Below are 18,030 nucleotides of genomic sequence, written 5' to 3' on the forward strand. Positions count from 1 at the left end.
GCTAACGTGGCAGGTATGACATCAGTGAATTCAATTACAGAACAGGCTAACGATTATTCAGCCACCATGTCTCGGGTTGAAGTGGGAGAGCTTGCCACAGGCCAAGCTTTAACGGCGCCACTGTTTAGCTTTAAAGGCTCAGATGACGCCGCGCCCAGTGTTTATATTCAGGCCAATGTTCATGGGGCTGAAGTGCAGGGTAATGCGGTGATACATCAGCTGATGACTTTACTGCAAGACTACACTGTATTAGGCGATATTCACTGCGTGCCATTAGCCAACCCTTTAGGCATTAATCAAAAAAGTGGCGAGTTTACCTTAGGGCGATTTGATCCTATCACTGGGGTGAATTGGAACCGAGAGTATTATGATCAGTCACTTGATATTGCGAGCTGGTTCACTGAGCATCAACACTTTGCCGACAAGGACTTGTTTAGTGCTTTTAGGCAAACCTTAGTCAATAATTGCCAGCAACGTTTAGCCAACCCTTGGGGTATTAGTACCGGGCATCGCTTAGCGGTGACATTACAACATATGGCCCATGGCGCTGATATCGTGCTTGATTTACATACCGGGCCTAAATCTGCAAAGCACCTTTATTGCCCTGAGTATGATGCAGCCGCAGCCGCGTTTTTCTCGATCCCCTTATCGTTAATTATCCCCAATGAATTTGGCGGCGCCATGGATGAAGCGGTTTTTTGTCCATGGTGGCAATTAACTGAATATGCAGCGTTAAAAGGGCGCATATTCGATGTGCCTGTGGCGGCTTTTACCTTAGAGCTAGCAAGCCAAGAACGTATTGATATGGCAGATGCTAAAAATGATGCCCTAGGTATTTTGGCCTATTTGAGCCATCGGGGAGTGATCAAAGAGCATGTTGCTCCTGCCAGCATGAAACGCTGGGGCTGTTACTTAAAGGATTATAAAAAGTTTCATGCCCCTAAAGCGGGTTTAGTGGAATACTGCGCAGCGGTTGGTGAGCCGTTAGCTGCTGGCGAGCCTTTAGTGACCTTATTAAGGTTAGATCAGTACGGCAGTGATAATGCCGTCACTTCGGTGAGTTTGCCGATAGATTGCGTGCCAGTGCTGCATTTTGCTTCAGCTTCAGTCCATCAAGGCACTGAGCTGTATAAAGTCATGACTAAGGTATTTGAAATTCCATAAGCTAAATAGATAAGTTAATTTTTTTTCAGCAAGTTAAGCCCGTAGCTAGTTCTTACGGGCTTAGTTTTTACGGACTTAGTTCTCTCAGGCTTAGTTCTTGCTAGCTTAGTTGATGTTAAGCACTGCTATTTATTTGACTAGCTTCTTAATATTTCTAATGGCATCGACAGCATTTCATCGCCAGATGCAGCAAAATACCAAATAATAGCAATCAGTAAGCCAACCGTAATGAAGTACCACAAGGTCGAGAAGATTTGCCCATAACGGTCAAGGGGCAATAAATGACTTTGATGACGGCTTTTCCATTCAAATACAATCTCAAGACTGCCAATTAATAATAAGAAGCCCAGTAATGCCAGTCCAAGGCTGTAGCTAATGAATACCCCAGCGGCTGCGCCTGCGATACAGGCGATTAGACCCACCATGCTATTCATCGAAAAGGTGATACTTTTTAAAATATGACCACCATCTAAAGGCAGTATCGGCAATAAATTAAAGAGGTTTAATAGGGCGTTAAAGCTGGCCAGTCCGGCAAAAAAGATATTACCCGTCAGCCAATAAGCCAGCATACAGCCGATGGACATAAACAGGCCAAAAGTCGGCCCCATAATAGAGATCACCACGTTCTGCCAACGGGTATTAATACGCTCGTCACTAACAGCAAGGCCGCCCATAAATGGGATCAAATAAATCCCTTTGGTTTTCATGCCAAAGTGTTTCATTGCTTTGATATGACCATATTCATGGATAACCAAACAGGCAATCAAGGCTAATGCAAACTCAATTGAAAATAGCCAAGAGTAGGCCGCCACACTGGCTGCAGCGAGCATGGTTTTAATCACTTTGGCGCTTTTAAGTAACTTAAAACCTAGAGAGGCTAAGCCAACAAAACTGAATTTTTGTTGTTTAACTGGGGCCACCTCAGGGGTTTGTCGTTCTATGTCCTTGCTGTTACGCTGGCCATCGGCAATGGTGTTATTGTCCACCAAAACCGTATAGTTGATGATAAATGGTTGCCACTGCACATCAGACTCTAAGCGCACTTTCATGACTTGGCGGTTGGTTTGGGTGATGACATCATCATGACTGGGTTCTGCTAGTGAACTCGGTCTAGACAACTCAAATTCGTGGATAGTAAAGCTTTGATTATCAGCAGAAGCCGACTTTTGCGAAACCAGTTGATTATCCCAATAGAGCTGTTGCCAGCCAGCCATGGAGCCCTCTAATCGTAGGCGTTTTCCTAGGCATTCTATGTTTAACAGTTCCATGCTTGATACTCGTATTACGGGATAAAATGTGGAACAGCATTTTGCCTGAGTCGTGAGGCTGACTCAAGAAAATTCAGACTCAAGAAATTCAACCGTTTCAATTCCTTGTCTAATAGTACTGAAAATAAGCTTTGCGCTGCAGCAATGACCATTTAGCTGGGCATGTTGGCGTACATAATGAATGAAAGTCATTAAGTCGATAGCCTGAGTGCTTAATGCTAATTGAGGCAATGCGGCTACGGTTATAGGTTGGCTGGTATCTGTTGCTGAGTTGATGGAAATATCGAAAGTATTGCCTTCACTGTCGAGTAACTTATCGCAGGTACCTGCAATATGAGGAGTTAAGCAGCAAAACTCTAGCCAGTCTCTATCACTAGCTAGATAAATAAGCTCGTCACAGCTTTGCTGCTTGATGACTGCGGGCCAACAAATACTTTGCATGATAAAACCTGTAGGCGGTGACACTGAGTAACCATTGATAAACTCAATGATTTAAGGCCACACTATTGCCGCTTGAAGTATGTACCCGTTACATAGTGCAACTATCGGTTGCCATAATCAAAACTAATTTCATTTTGCTTATTCATGACGAGGCAAGGGCCGTGCTCCCGTTGGGTTGTATTTTTAGACGGGCCAATATTAATTTTAACGTTGGTAAAGATATGCTTTTTGGCCTGAATAAAATGCTTATTATAGTAGCCATCGGCATCTTGCTGTAATTGCTTGAACTGCGCTTCTAACTGCGCACGATTGCTGGCGAGTTGTTTCTTTTCATCCAGCATCATTTTTACTTGCTCTATCATGCCTGCATCGGTTTGCCATTCGCTTTTAGGTGGCAGCTTGCGTAATCTAGCTTCAATATCAAGGCCTGCAATGACAAGCTGTTTGATTTTATCATGGGTAGTTTTGACTTCTGCGCGAATTTGAGCTTGATCCATGGCGCAAAATAATGCGGTTTTAGTGCCTGCTGTAGCGCCAATTGCCACCGCATGAATGCCTTTGCTAGCGCTCGCCTTGCCACCAACCAGATCGCCTCGTCTGCCGCTAGGATCACTCACTGTGATGACACCGTTTGAACATGCGTGACTATGAAGTAATTGCTTGGTCACTAAGATATCATTGTCAGCATTAAGGCTTGAGTATTGCACGAATTGTGCGCAAATTTGTCCTTGGGCATTAATTGTGGTGCTAAGTTGATGCTCTTTAATTTGGCGACCAATGATGCCTTTACTGACAATGATATCGCCTTTGGCATCCAGTGTTGCTGAGTCCACAAACCCCATGACGGTAATATCGCCGCTACTTTTCACTTGCATGCCTTCATGGACATCACCGCTAATTAACACGCTGCCTTCAAAGTTCACATGGCCAAAATTGACATCAACGTCTTTAATTTGTAGTACATCATCCACTTGCATGCCAAGGCGGGTTTCAACTGGCTGACCTGAAACTGTCGCAATTAATAAGTTAGGATCATTGACGGCCAGTTGAGTGCCATTACCTGGCTGCATAATCATGTCTTTGCCGGGGATTTGCGGCAAAACATCACCATTGACGTTATAACCTGCAACACCATCTGTAGCAGGGGTTTTAATCATTAATACATCGTTTGGTTTTACCATGATCATGGCGCCCAAATCGCGCATATCCACCGATCCATCTTCTCGCTCTTGGGGTTGCAATAAGCGCTCGCGGGCTAATGGCACTTGCCTTGCTAGGCTGGCATTGGTGCCATTTTGGGGCTGTTTACCGTGGGCGATCAGCGAGCGACATTGCTCACCTGGCGGTAAGGTGTCTAATTGTTGTAGTAGCGATAGGATGTTGGGTTTGCTTAAGCCCATTTTAACCTTATGGAATTTAAGCGCATTTAAAATGGTTGGCAGTGTTGGGTCTTGGCCGCCATAGGCAGACACCAAGCTCATTGAGGCTGACATTTTATCTTCGCTGATCTCGATGATGACTTTACCATCAAGGCGCTCAGCAATAATAAAAAATAATTCGTGTTTACCGCTATCGACACTGCAGTGACTATTTACTTCAGCGGTCGCCTTAGCAATGTTTTGCTCTAAGGGCCGCAGCATGGCAAATTCAGGCTGATTAAGTAACTGGGTTATATCATCTTCAGTGATTGGGCCGTGAAGATTAGGAGTAATACGGAGCTCAACTTGAGTTTGATCTACATTAAAAACCGCTAAATCTGAGGCTAGCATAAATTCCCTTATTTCTATGTTCTATATTTGCGCTTATTAGGCTGTCCAAATATAGAACCCTACGCCTTAGATGACGTTTATTATTAGCTAACAAAATGTAGCTTTTTTTAGGGATAAAAACTAGTCAGTAATTGGTTGTTTTATAACTAAATCAAATAATTTGTGAACTCCATAGCCGTGGAGCCGTTTTTGTTATTTATTAAATTGATATAATTTATATTTATTGTTTTCTGCTGGTACATTTACTTGGCCAAATTCGGTGGCAATGGTGTCTGCATAAGGCAGGTTTCGGTTAGCGACAATTTGCCACACCCCACCTTTTGCAAGACTTGACGCGCTTGATTTAACAAAGTTTTTGGCTATTTGGGTGGTTGCGGCTAAACCGTCATGAAATGGTGGGTTAGCAATGATGCCATTAAATTGGCCACTAATTTGATTAAAGCCATCAGATGGATAAACCTTTGCTTGCATGCCATTTGCGGCCAGAGTGAGTTCACAGGCTTTTAAAGCCATGGCATTAATATCAATACACTCAACAGATAAACTCGGGTTTGCTTTTAATAAGGCTGCGCTAATAACCCCAGCACCACAGCCAAAGTCCAATACGCGTTTTTCCAATGTCGGCAAATGAGATAGCAATAATTCAGTGCCTTGATCAAGACGTTTTTCACTAAATACGCCCACAAGGTTACAAATAGTGATCTCCCCTTGAGGGGTTGATAATAAGTATTGGCTTACCCAATTATTAAGGTCAAATACAGGTGCTTGGGCGATTAACTCACTGACAAATAATAAACAATGGCGGGCATTATCGCGCTTACTTGGGGTTGAGAAATAACCCGGCAATAGTTTTGCTAACGATTTAACCCCACCTTTATTTTCGCCAACCACAATTAAGTGCCCGCCTTGCTTTAAATGCTTGGCGGCGAGGTTAAATAAATAAGGCGCTAGGGGCTTAGCTTTTGGGAAATAGATAATAGCGACATCAAAGCGTTTTTCTGCATCGGTAGTTGGCAGCTGATGACCAAAGTGACTGCTTAAGCCTTTTTGTTGTTTTTGCGGCAATAATAAATAATGGTTAAAGTCTAATGCTAAGCTCGTCACAGATGCAGCGCTGTTAAGCAACTCAGCCGCCAAGGTATCAGCTTCATGATTTAGAATTAAAACATCTTGGTTTTCAATGAATTCAGCATTTCTTAAAATGACTTGAGAAGCGTTAGTAAGCACGAGATTAACCTTTGAAAAAATAATCTGTCGATTATAGCAAATACCGGCAATAAAAAGGGTGACAAAATTGTCACCCTTTAAGCTTTCTTCATCAGTAATTAATTACTGATAATAACAGTTTGGCTTTGGGGTAATAAACTCATCATCTTAGTGGCAATATCAGTGTTGTTTTGATGGCCACTGAACAGTCTTTCTCCTGGACCTGCGGCAAAAACCTGCACGTCTAATCCAGTGTGACCCAGTGTGGTCCAGCCGGTATTAGTGCGGGCATCAATGATTGTTAATATAGTGGCAGTAAGCTGCTTTTCACCCTGCATACGGGCGTTACTTAATTGAGTCAATTCTTCTTGGCTGGCGTCAAAGCCAATCAGTTGATTAAACTTAGTTTGCCAGTCATCAGTAGCAATTAACTGCTGAGCAATATTCGTTGGTGAGGCATTGATGGCGTGAATGAGTTGTGGCTGCCACTCATACTCACCATTAGTACCAATAGAAAGTCCGCCGGTGTTGTGATCGGCGGTAACCACCATCAAGGTGTCTTTACGTTGACGAACAAATTGCTCAACCACTTCAATGGCATTGGCAAATTCATCCATTTCGCCCATCACTGAGGCGATATCATTATCATGTCCAGCCCAATCTATCAGGCTGCCTTCAACCAGTAACACAAAGCCTTGGTCGTTTTGAGCTAATAGCTCTAAGGCCTTTTTCGTTAAGCTGCTAAGTTTATGGCCTTGCTTATCATCAATGACCCATGGCAGTTGCACTGGGGCAAATAAACCCAGTACTTTTGGCTCAGTGATACTATCAAGTTGCTCAAACTCGGTAATGTGTTGATAGCCTTTGTCTTTAAATTGCAGCAACAGTTCAGCTGAAAAATACTGTTGGCCGCCGCCTAAAATGACATCAGCATCGGTGTTTAAATATGATTGTGCGATGGCTTTATAGTTTTTGCGGTGCTCATTGTGCGTTAAAAACGCCGCAGGAGTAGCGTGGTTCACCTGACTTGATACCGCGACACCCGTGGATAAGCCTGCCGCTTTGGCAAGTTCCATAATAGTGGTCAGTGGGCGTTTATTTTCATCGACTGAAATCGCGCCATTATAGGTTTTAAATCCTGTGGCTAACGCGGTTGCCGAGGCGGCAGAGTCAGTCACATAACCGCTACTGCGAGCAGGGTAGGTACTTGCCATGCCCACTAACAGCCGATCGAATACGGTTTGCTCGATTTCTTGGGTATTGGGGTTGTCTTTAAAGTAGCGGTAGGCGCTGGTGTAAGCTGGGCCCATGCCATCTCCCACCATGATGACCATGTTTTTAGGTTTAGCTGCTGTAGTTGAAGCTTTGTTAGTGCTTTTTAGTGCTGTAATTGGCGCGACGATTACGGGGTCATCAATTACAACCTGTTCAATTGCTGCTTTTTCCGAAATGGCTTCGGAAGTAACAGCAGCTTCAGCTTGAGTTTGGCTAGCAGTATCAGTATTAATGGCGGCTTCAGCGATAAGTTCATTGGCAACAGTGGTATTAGAAAACCACAGGGTTAAGCTAAGCAGTAAGCCTAGCGTACGTCTTAAATGCATGTGTAGTCCCAAATGTGTTCGACAATATCAGCAGCAATGATCTCCACTGCTGCTATCCTTTTGATTTATGCTTTTTTATTGATACGCGCTTCAATTGAGTCCATCAACATCCCAGTAATATCCACATCAAATGCGGCTTCAATTTCTTTGATACAAGTTGGGCTGGTGACGTTAATTTCAGTTAGCTTGTCGCCAATCACGTCAAGACCAACAAAGATAAGCCCACGCTTTTTAAGCTCAGGTCCGATAGTGTTAGCAATATGCCAATCAGATTCCGATAACGGCTGCGCCACACCACGGCCGCCAGCGGCTAAATTGCCACGGGTTTCGCCTTTTTGTGGAATGCGTGCCAGTGAGAAGGGCACTGGCTGGCCATCGACCACTAAAATGCGCTTATCACCAGAAGTAATATCTGGAATAAAGGCTTGTGCCATGGCGTATTGCTGACCTTCATTGGTTAAGGTTTCAATAATAACGCCTAAGTTAGGATCATCTTTCTTAACGCGGAAAATTGAACTGCCACCCATACCATCAAGTGGTTTTAAAATGATATCGCCTTTGGCTTTATGGAAAGCGCGGATGCGTTGCTCATCTCTGGTGACTATGGTTTCTGGGGTGAATTCTGAGAACCACGCAGTAAACAGCTTTTCATTGGCATCACGTAAACTTTGTGGCTTATTAACGATCAGTGTACCTTGCTCTTCAGCGCGCTCAAGCATATAAGTTGCATAGATAAACTCAGTATCAAATGGTGGGTCTTTACGCATTAAGATGACATCAAGGTCAGCCAGTGGCGTATCAATACTGTCGCCTAATTCAAACCATTTTTCAGAATTTGCTGCAACAGTCAATGAACGCATGGTGGCAGTAGCCTCGCCATTAACCATAGCAAGATCATTCATTTCCATATAAAACAACTGATAACCGCGAGCTTGCGCTGCCATTAACATGGCGAAACTAGAATCTTTTTTAATGTTAATCTCACTAATTGGATCCATTACTATGCCGAGCTTAATCATACTTTTATCCTTATATTCTCAATGCATGCATCATTGATTAACCAATATCACCAAACCTAAGTTGCAAGGCGGTGATAGCCGTTAGCGAAGCGGTTTCTGTTCGTAATACTCTTGGACCGAGCAATACATCGGTAAATTGTTGGGTTTCTGTCATGGCGATCTCTTCTTCTGATAAACCGCCTTCAGGACCAATTAGCAAACGAACTTTATGGCTATCTTTACTCTCATCCAATGACAGACCATTAATACCATGTGCCGCTCTTGGGTGTAGGTTCAACTTTAGCGCATCGGTTTGCTCAGCGCACCACTGACTTAAGGTCATGGCTGGGCGCACAACAGGGACCACACTTCGCCCTGATTGCTCGCAAGCACTAATGACAATTTTTTGCCATTGAGCGATTTTTTTATCGAGCCGTTCGCCATTAAGTTTGACTCCACAGCGATCTGAAAATAGCGGGGTTATGGTGCTGACACCCAATTCAACAGACTTTTGAATAGTAAAGTCCATGCGGTCACCACGAGAAATAACCTGGCCTAAATGTAAATCTAACGGTGACTCTGAATCATTTGCCGTTTTTGTAATGATTTCCACAGTGACATTCTTTTTATTGGCGCTGATGATATTGGCTAAATAGTCATAACCATCACCGCTGAATAAACTGATTTGCTCACCTTGTGTCATACGCAGCACTCGGCCAATGTGGGCTGCACCGTCTTCATCAAGCTTTACTTGTTGGTTGAGCGCTAGCTCATTGACGGGCTGATAAATTCTTGGAACTCGCATAAATAACAATCCTTAATCAATGAGGCTGAGGGTTTGGCATTGTTTTAAGACAATTTTATTATGGTTACCCTGTTTTTCTGCAATTAAACGATCCCGCAGGCATTCTGTTTCGTTGACAGGGTAATAGCTGTTCCAAACTTCAAACAAGCGTTGTTGGCTAGATGAAATCGACAACCCATAAGTGTCTTGCATGTAAAAATAGGTTCTGGCAATAGCGCCGCGGCTTTGCTCAGGTGGTTGCACCTTTCGGCCCTTAAAGTCGACTACCATATCACATTGGCCATATAGGGTAGACTTTGCATTCCACTGACTAAAACGGTAATTGCTTCTGTCGCCGTTGACTTCACCCACGGTTGGAGTGAGGTTGTGTAAGTCGGCTTCCATTTTCTTAAATTCTGGGCTAACTCTGCCGCAATTTTTTCTGCCACCATCTTGCCAGCATTGTTCCTGATGGCCAAACTCCCAAGCTGAAACCACATGTTCCCATTCAATTCTGTTAGCTCTAGGGATTTGTTTCCTAACCTGATAACCACAGCTTTCTAAATCGGGTTTCCACTGCTTACCGACCACCTTAATGTCGCAGCCACAATAAAAACTGCTCATGGGGAGCGAGCTACTATAAATCTGCTGAGCAATTTTTTTAGCACTTCGAAAACTTTTCGGGTGTTCAGCTGCGTGTAAATTTGATGACGTTAAAATGATAGCGGTGAAAAGCACTAACAGCCACAGAGGCTGTAAAATATGTTTTAAATACTGTTGCACAAAAGACCCTGATTTTTATATACGGCACAGGCGTTATACGGGTGGTATAGCCTGATATTTGCGAAGGATGGTAAGGGATTGAAACTGGGGATGCAATCAATTGTGTTATTTCAATGCTAACAATGGCAAATATCACTATAAGTGAATGATAAATATTAGGATAAAGTAAAATTATTTACGGCTATGTTTTGGCTGTTAGTACCTGTGAACAGCGGATACAACGGTATTGAGTTTGATTGCGAGTGACTTTGTTGTGGCGGCGAATACTGAGCATGACCGGGCCGCACTGACAATGATACTGAAACTGTTTACCTGCAACGGATTTAGTGTCCAGTTGATGGGTGGTGTCTGCAGGTATTTGATAAATGCCGTTCATTAACTGTTGCCACTCTTTACCGTGGGGCTTCACTTTGCCAAACAGTTGAAAGCACAATAAATGACTAACTTCATGGGGCACCACTTGGGTTACAAATGCATCGACATTCTCTTCTAGTAACACTGGGTTAAAGCGCAGTTTATTCAATTGTAGATGCGCAGTGCCAGCGCTTTTGCCTCTTAAGCTAAATAGAATGCTCGGACGGGGAAATTTTCGCTGCAGTTGCTGCTCGGCCAATTGATAGTCGGATTCTATTTTCAATAATACTTGCTGTTGGGCTTCGGTTTTCGGTAATGGAATACGAGCCTCTGAAGCAAGATGTTTAGTACAGGTATTTGCTATGGGGGTTGATGTTCGGCGTGCGAAAATAGATTTGAACATAATAAGCTAATCGTAAAGAGTTGTAAGTTGCTGTAGGCGAAATCGCCTGCTGATAAGGCTATAATAGCATTATCAGCAGGGCATAAAACTAATGCTAAAGCGAACCCGCAGCAAGTTTTACCATTTCGCGGATTTGCTGCACCATTTTCCATTCCATTTCTGCATCAAAACCTGCGACTCTGGGAGTATGAATATGGCCAACCGGTAAAGTACGGTTAAATTGTTGCTTTAATAAAATGCTGCGATATGAAATCTCATTAGATAAATAACCGCCGCCAGAGCCTTCTACCGATTGCTCGTTAGCCAGTTCGTAAATTGACTTAGCATCAAATTGACCTCTGCTAATGCTGGTCACTTGATGATTGTCATTGATGCTCCAGTCACCTTGGGCTTGCTTCATGGCAGAGACAGGCAGTGAAAACTCCACAAACTCGGGACCGTTTAAGTTACCGCCATTAAAAAGTGGAGCCATTGGGGTGGTTTTATTTGCACCAGTATAAACGTTCAAATTGTCAGGTGCTGCTGCGCTGCGACCTCTTGCGGGGAAGCGCTCTAAATCAAAATTATCACGCCCCATACTGACAGTAAAAATCATATCAACACTATTATCACGATACATAGGCGTTAATAGTGATTCGATCATGCCGTTATCAAAGTCGGCAAAACGCACCGGGATCATCACAGTTTCGATTTGAGCTTGTTTGCCATTAACATTAAAAGTGACGCCATCTAAAGCCAAGGCTGTTAATCCTGATGGGTTACTTTGATCAATATGCTTATCTAAAAAGAATGGGTCAAAACCTGTGACGAGAATTTTAATTTGGCTTTCGGGTAAAAACTGAATGTCGCTTAAGCCTCTTGAAGACTTCTCAAACGCTTTAATCAAGATGTCACGCTGCCAAGGGACAATATTATAACCCGCATGGGCGGTTTTTAAGGTCTCTCGCATAGCAAGGCGACTCCAATATAGGCCGCGATCATCGTGTTTGCCTGACTGAACATCGGCTACCGCTTGCTGCCATAGTTGGGTGCCTTGGGCTGCGACCATTTGGGTAATGACCAGCTCATCAGTTGAGTTAACCAGCTTGTTACCTAAGCTGCTATTAAAGTGTTCATATTGATTAACCACGGCAGGCATTGAGCTCAGCGCTGTGGGTAAACGTAACTCTTCAACGTCTCGTTGTATGCTGAAGCCTTGGGCAACAGTAGGGGCTGAAGTTAGCAATAAGGCAGTAAAAGCTGCCAAAGCAGTACGGTTAAATAAGGGGGCAAACAAGGGCTTGAACATGACTATTCCTTTAGGATGTTTTATTTTTATGAGTTTAATTTAACACGGCTTTAGCACTAATTCATTATTGATTGTAATGACTCTTGGCTACCATATCGTTTCGCGAAAAAATCTAAAAAGGCGCTAATATTACTGGCTAATTGCCGTCTACTTGAATACACCCCGTACACTTTGAAGGGTTCCATAGGCCACTCTTGCAGTAATGGCACTAAACTGCCTGCTGCCAGTTCTTGCTTACAGCTATTATTGGATAGCATGGCGATACCAAAATCATCTTGAGCGAGGCGTTTGACCATACTGGCACTATTGACCCTGACCTTGCGTTTAAAGGTGGCCATGGTTTTACGATTACCTTTACCTACCGGCCAAATAGGCGCCGACATGCTGGTGCCTAATAATATGCCACTGTGCTGGGCCAGCTCTTGAGGGGTTGCTGGTGTGCCTGATTTTTTGAGATATCCAGGGCTTGCAACTAATATAGGTTGGCGTTCAAACAATAACCGCGCCACTAAGTCAGAAGATTCTAATGGGCCATATTTTATGGCAATATCATAACCTTCGCCGACTAAGCCAACATTACTGTCGGTGAATTGAACGTCGAGCTCGATGTTGGGATAAAGGCGCATGAAGCTACTGCAAAGGGTGGCAATGACGTCTTGAGAGAATGACACCGGAATGGCAATCCGCAATGAACCGGAGATATCGCTATGGGTATTTTCGATAATGGCTTTGGCGGCTTCAATTTCTTGGCGGATAGAATCACAATGTTGATAAAACAAAGCACCAATTTGAGTCAGACTTAAATTACGGGTATCACGTTGCAGCAAGCGTACACCAAGTTGCTCTTCTAGCTGAGCGACTTTACGACTTATGGTTGATTTTGGCTGGCCAATATCTCTGGCCGCCTGGGAGAAACCTTTTGCTCTAACTACTGCTGCAAACAGCATCATACCGTTTAAATCAGGCACCTTAGCCTCACTGTCTCAAAAATGGAACAAAGCGTCCCCAATAGTTTAATGGTAATTGTACAGGGAACAAAGTTATATTTACCGACTAAAAATTTTAGAGGCTATATAAGCAGAGGATCTAAGGATGACTAGCAAAAAGCAGCCCGTACACAAGACATCGGCACAATCGGCTGACCCGCTCTTTCTTAAAGCGGAGCATTTAGCTAAAGATTTTTCATTATTTCCAGCTCACAGTAAGCAAACTTTAGCTGAAGAAATCAAAGGATTGTTATCTGAAGATGCGATCCAAGCAAATTTAAAAGAACTGTCGACCTTAGATGTCGATAGTTATGTGGCTAAAGTTATTCAACCGACTTTAGATAAAAACCGCCCAAGTGCAAAACGTGTTATCGCTGATCTAAAAGGTAAGTTGATCACTGAGTTTCACTTAGGTTCTTTTTACAGTGCTGAAATTGAATTAAATTTCGGTTCACGTACTCGCCGCATTGGTTTTATCGCCCAAGAAAGAACCTCGGCAAACGGTGCGTGGATGCCTGAGCATCATTTAGCTGCATGTAAAGCGATCCGTCACTTTGCTGAGTTATCAATGCCAATCGTTTACTTAATTGATACTCCTGGCGCCGATGCGGGGGAAGTGGCTAACAGCCAAAACCAAGCCCATACCATTTCAAAAGCCATTGCAGAAAGTGCCAATGTTGACGTCCCAACTGTCGGTATCGTGATCGGCGCAGGTTACTCTGGTGGCGCGATTCCATTAGCGGCGGCAAACATCTTATTGTCATTACGTGACGGTATTTTTAACACTATTCAACCGCAAGGCTTACAAAGCATTGCCCGCAAGTACAACTTGTCATGGCAAGAATGTGCTAAGTCTGTGGGGGTATCACCAGAAGAGTTGCTTTCTGCTGGTTGTATTGACGGTATAGTTGATTTTTCTCCTTATGATAAAGACGAGCGTCAGCATAACCTGCGCCGCGCGATTATCAGTGGTATTGAAGCGGTAGAAAATGCAGCCATCACTTTTGTACGTGAATCTGACGATTTACGAGAGCATTATGATCGTAGTTTAGCGCGCTATTTAGACCCCTCTAAAAACCTTTCAGCCTTAGAAAATAACCAAGGCTTAGCTGTGGCGAACAGTCCAACCATGCACCACAATGTGTTTGGTAGTGCTTATCGTTATTTGCGTTATCTCACTGTGCGCAGTCGTATTCATTCAATTTCGGTTGAACAGTATGGCCGTTTGTCGAAAGTGAGTGTACCTGAAGGTGATTTACTGGCGCGTATTCAGCAAGAGCAAGACAGTGTATTTCAATCTTGGTTAGCGACGCCTGATAAATTAGTTTACGACGAAGAGTTGAATAAGCTTTGGGGCACTTTTGATGCCAAACGTAGCGAGATTTCAGCTGAACGTAACGTGATCACTCGTTTCATCTTAGGTGAGCCGAAAGAGAACTATAAGAAAGCCCGTAAGGCATTGCTCTTTAACATCGGCTGGTCTTTGTATCATCGCTGGAAAGGTAACTCAGCTAACAACTTCAAAGGCTTAATTAAGCACCTTGAATCATTGCCATCATCTACTACTCAAGCGCCTTGGCCTGAGCTGAATCAACTGACTGTACTTGATATTGTGGTCAATGATGAGTTGCGTGAAGACTTCATTTGGCAATGTCATAACGTATTAATCTTTAATGCACTATATGACAATGTGGTGGTTAACTTAGCGTCGATTTCCAAAGAAGCGATGATGTCTAAGAGCTTGTCACGTGAATCAGTTGATAAGTTATTGCATAACGCCATCGATACTGCGTTATCAAATAATGATGAAGCCAACGATAAGAGCAAGTTCTATAAATGGCTTAAATTCTTCATGGCGCAATCTAACCGTGCAGAACTGTTAACCCGTGTAGAGCAATGGAAGAGTGTCGGTTTCCCGCAATTAAACGACAGTTTATTTGTTATCTTAACCTACTTCTTTGAGCGTTTATTGCCAGAGTATTTCGACAGTGAAGAAGATCAATCTAAGTACACAGGTGCTATCAACCCTGTGCGTATTGGTCGTCGTAAAGATTTCTGGAACCGCCTCACCATGGGCTACCAAGATCTACTGATCCAAAAAGTCCTTCGTGATGAAAAGCGCCAAGGGAAAATGGGTTGGGAAAATATTATTGGTAAGTTCTTCACCGAATTTGAAGAGCTTAATGGCGATAAGATGTCTGCCAACTTGCTCAACTTCCCAGGTTTCCGTTTATCTATTGAAGATGCATTAGACAAAGGCATTCGCCCATGTGGTTTAATTACCGGTTTAGCTGACTTTGATAATAACGGTCAAACACTGCGTGTCGGTGTTGCGGTATCAAACATTGCCTTCCAGGCTGGTGCGTTTGATATGGCCAGTGCTGAGAAGTTCAGCGCGCTATTAATTGAATGTGCTAAGCGTAAATTGCCAGTGGTTTGTTTTATCAGTTCTGGTGGTATGCAAACCAAAGAAGGTGCAGCGGCACTATTCTCAATGGCTGTGGTTAATGACCGTATCACCCGTTTTGTACGTGATAATGAATTACCGGTATTGATGTTTGGTTTTGGTGATTGTACCGGTGGCGCACAGGCAAGTTTTGTGACCCATCCGTTAGTGCAAACTTATTACCTATCAGGCACTAATATGCCATTTGCTGGTCAAATGGTGGTGCCTGCATACTTGCCATCAACAGCAACGCTATCTAACTACTTATCTAAAGTACCGGGTGCGATGACGGGCTTAGTGCATAACCCATTCACCGATACTCTTGATAGCCAATTATCAAGTATTGATCCGTTAATGCCACTGCCAACATTGCATGCCCAAGAGATCATTGCTAAAGCGGTATCAACCTTAGTGCCTGAAGTTAAAGCCATTGAAGAGAAGATTGTTCAAGACGATCCTCGTGCGTTAATGAAGCCGATTGATAAAGTGCTTATCCATGCACGTGGTTGTACTGCGGTTAAGTTGATCCGTAAAGCCCATGACAACAAAATTAATGTTGTTTTGGTGGCATCAGATCCTGATATGACCTCAGTGCCTGCAGACATGCTTAAAGTGAACGATAAGCTGGTTTGTATTGGTGGTAACACCTCTGATGAGAGTTACTTAAATGCCTACTCTGTCCTGAAAGTGGCAGATTACGAAAACGTTGATGCGCTTCACCCTGGTATTGGCTTCTTGTCAGAAAGCCCGCAATTTGCTGCTTTATGTGTTAACAATGGCGTAAACTTTGTTGGCCCAAGCGTGCATTCGATGACGACTATGGGTAACAAATCAAACGCGATTAAAACCTCACAAGGCCAAAACGTGCCTGTTGTGCCGGGTAGCCACGGTATTTTGACCAACGCCGAGCAAGCGGTAAACGTAGCGCTTGAAATTGGTTACCCTGTATTGCTTAAAGCGGTACAAGGTGGTGGTGGTAAAGGCATCCAAGTGGTAACTAAAGCTGAGGACATGATTGGTTTGTTCCAAAAGACTTCAACTGAAGCGGCTGCAGCATTTGGTAACGGTGACCTTTACCTTGAGAAATACGTCACCTCATTGCGTCATATCGAAGTGCAGTTACTGCGTGATAAGTTTGGTAACACCAAAGTGTTGGGTATTCGTGACTGTTCAGTGCAACGTAATAACCAAAAAGTGATTGAAGAATCGGGTTCAACCATGTTGCCTGAAGAGCTTAAGCAACGGGTACTTGAATACACTCGTGCATTAGGTGACGCCACTGATTACATGGGTGCGGGTACGGTTGAGTTTATCTACAACCTTGATGCTAACGAAGTGTACTTCATGGAAATGAATACCCGTCTGCAAGTTGAGCATCCAGTGACTGAAGCAACCTCAGGAATCGATATTGTTAGTGCCCAGTTTGATATTGCTGCGGGTCGCTCAATTGAAGATCTAGAGCCAGTTGAACAAGGTTACGCCATGGAAGTGCGTATTACTGCTGAAAAAGCAGCCCTTGATAGTGATGGTGTACTGCAGTTGTTGCCAAACCCTGGCAAGATCAGTGAGTGCTTCATGCCTGAAAGAGACGATGTTGAAATCATCTCAATTGCTGAAACGGGTAAAGAAGTATCGCCATATTACGACAGCTTAATCGCGCAAATTATTATTCGCGGTGAGTCTCGTGAAGATGTGATCACTAAGATGTCTGCTTACTTAGATGAAGCTTACATCAAAGGTATTGCCACTAACATTCCATTATTGAAGCTTATCCTTAAGGATGCGACCTTCAATCAAGGTGTTTACGATACTAACTATCTACCACGCTTGATGGCTGAGTTAGATGTACCTGCCTTGATTGCTGAAATGGAAGCGGCGGCCGAAACTGTTGGTTTAGATACCGAGTCTTTACGGGTTGCTGAAAGTAACGAGCTTAAAGTGTTAGCCCAAGGCGCTGGTATTTTCTATACCTCACCAGCACCGGGTGAGCCTGACTTTGTTAAAGAAGGTGACATAGTCACAGTAGAGCAAACATTAGCGCTAACTGAAGCGATGAAGATGTTCTCTCAAGTAAGCTTAGCCGGCTTTAACCGTCAAAATGCAGTGCTGTACCCTGAAGATAAAAAGTATCGCATTGAGCGCATTCTAAACGGTAATGGTCAGCAAGTTTCTCAAGGTGACTTACTGTTTGTGATTTTGCCCCTTGATGGCGAATAAGCTTAACGCTTGATTGCTTGATGACACAAAAATCCCTAAAGCTTTTTTAGGGATTTTTTTATGTCCGACAGCGAATTAAATACTTTTGCATCAGTCGACGAAGAACAACTTAAATTCACCTAAATGAAGGCTATTAAGTCAATATTAACCTTGTTGTAGTAACCTAAGGTCAATTTAAACAGCTTAGAAGTAAAAAAACACTATTGTTCGAAAAATAAACGATAAGTTTTATTTCTCTGTTTTATATAAGAAATGTGTATTTTTATCGAATTTATTTACGTAAAATGCGATAAAAATTGCAAGTCCTATTTGCGCTATTGCA

The 18,030-nt window shown here is 43.3% G+C and carries 13 protein-coding genes; 2 read left to right on the top strand and 11 right to left on the bottom strand.

Annotated elements, in window-relative coordinates; translation table 11 throughout:
- Window positions 1-15 precede the first annotated feature (15 nt).
- Window positions 16-1,164, top strand: coding sequence for a succinylglutamate desuccinylase/aspartoacylase family protein (locus tag Q4533_RS14910; RefSeq protein WP_303446519.1), 1,149 nt, complete (start codon window positions 16-18; stop codon window positions 1,162-1,164).
- 137 nt (window positions 1,165-1,301) lie between these two features.
- Here Q4533_RS14910 and Q4533_RS14915 read toward each other — a convergent pair whose 3' ends face one another.
- The 11 genes from Q4533_RS14915 to Q4533_RS14965 all read right to left on the bottom strand — a co-directional run bounded on the left by Q4533_RS14915 (window position 1,302) and on the right by Q4533_RS14965 (window position 13,027).
- On the bottom strand, window positions 1,302-2,432 hold the full coding sequence (locus tag Q4533_RS14915; RefSeq protein ID WP_303503100.1) for a site-2 protease family protein: 1,131 nt from the start codon (window positions 2,430-2,432) through the stop codon (window positions 1,302-1,304).
- A 63-nt stretch (window positions 2,433-2,495) separates the two neighbouring features.
- On the bottom strand, window positions 2,496-2,873 hold the full coding sequence (locus Q4533_RS14920) for a DUF4144 family protein (RefSeq protein ID WP_102436720.1): 378 nt from the start codon (window positions 2,871-2,873) through the stop codon (window positions 2,496-2,498).
- A gap of 101 nt (window positions 2,874-2,974) precedes the next feature.
- Window positions 2,975-4,642, bottom strand: a complete 1,668-nt coding sequence (locus tag Q4533_RS14925) for a DUF342 domain-containing protein (protein WP_102520903.1) — start codon at window positions 4,640-4,642, stop codon at window positions 2,975-2,977.
- Window positions 4,643-4,834: 192 nt separating this feature from the next.
- Complete coding sequence (locus tag Q4533_RS14930) at window positions 4,835-5,869, bottom strand: methyltransferase (RefSeq protein ID WP_102520902.1); 1,035 nt, start codon at window positions 5,867-5,869, stop codon at window positions 4,835-4,837.
- A gap of 98 nt (window positions 5,870-5,967) precedes the next feature.
- Window positions 5,968-7,449: an alkaline phosphatase gene (locus Q4533_RS14935; RefSeq protein ID WP_241901135.1), complete on the bottom strand. Its 1,482-nt coding sequence runs from the start codon at window positions 7,447-7,449 to the stop codon at window positions 5,968-5,970.
- Between the two features lie 65 nt (window positions 7,450-7,514).
- Window positions 7,515-8,468: a glutathione synthase gene (gene gshB, locus Q4533_RS14940; RefSeq protein WP_102436726.1), complete on the bottom strand. Its 954-nt coding sequence runs from the start codon at window positions 8,466-8,468 to the stop codon at window positions 7,515-7,517.
- 37 nt (window positions 8,469-8,505) lie between these two features.
- Window positions 8,506-9,252, bottom strand: a complete 747-nt coding sequence (gene rsmE / locus Q4533_RS14945) for a 16S rRNA (uracil(1498)-N(3))-methyltransferase (RefSeq protein WP_102475341.1) — start codon at window positions 9,250-9,252, stop codon at window positions 8,506-8,508.
- Between the two features lie 12 nt (window positions 9,253-9,264).
- A complete protein-coding gene (locus tag Q4533_RS14950; protein WP_241901138.1) occupies window positions 9,265-9,975 on the bottom strand; it encodes an endonuclease in 711 nt (236 codons plus the stop codon).
- A gap of 220 nt (window positions 9,976-10,195) precedes the next feature.
- The gene (locus Q4533_RS14955) at window positions 10,196-10,771 is read right to left on the bottom strand and encodes a SprT family zinc-dependent metalloprotease (RefSeq protein ID WP_102436731.1); all 576 of its coding nucleotides are present in this window, start codon (window positions 10,769-10,771) and stop codon (window positions 10,196-10,198) included.
- A gap of 94 nt (window positions 10,772-10,865) precedes the next feature.
- Window positions 10,866-12,059 carry a hypothetical protein gene (locus tag Q4533_RS14960; protein ID WP_102436733.1) on the bottom strand — a complete coding sequence of 398 codons (1,194 nt, stop codon included), beginning with the start codon at window positions 12,057-12,059 and terminating at the stop codon, window positions 10,866-10,868.
- 56 nt (window positions 12,060-12,115) lie between these two features.
- Entirely contained in the window at window positions 12,116-13,027 is a 912-nt protein-coding gene (locus tag Q4533_RS14965; protein WP_102436735.1) for a LysR family transcriptional regulator, read from the bottom strand.
- A 124-nt stretch (window positions 13,028-13,151) separates the two neighbouring features.
- Here Q4533_RS14965 and Q4533_RS14970 point away from each other — a divergent pair, with 124 nt between their 5' ends.
- Window positions 13,152-17,708 (top strand): biotin carboxylase N-terminal domain-containing protein, encoded by a 4,557-nt coding sequence (locus tag Q4533_RS14970; RefSeq protein ID WP_102475340.1) that lies wholly within the window; start codon window positions 13,152-13,154, stop codon window positions 17,706-17,708.
- Window positions 17,709-18,030: the final 322 nt, after the last annotated feature.

Source organism: Shewanella sp. 6_MG-2023 (assembly GCF_030547195.1).
Taxonomy (GTDB): domain Bacteria; phylum Pseudomonadota; class Gammaproteobacteria; order Enterobacterales; family Shewanellaceae; genus Shewanella.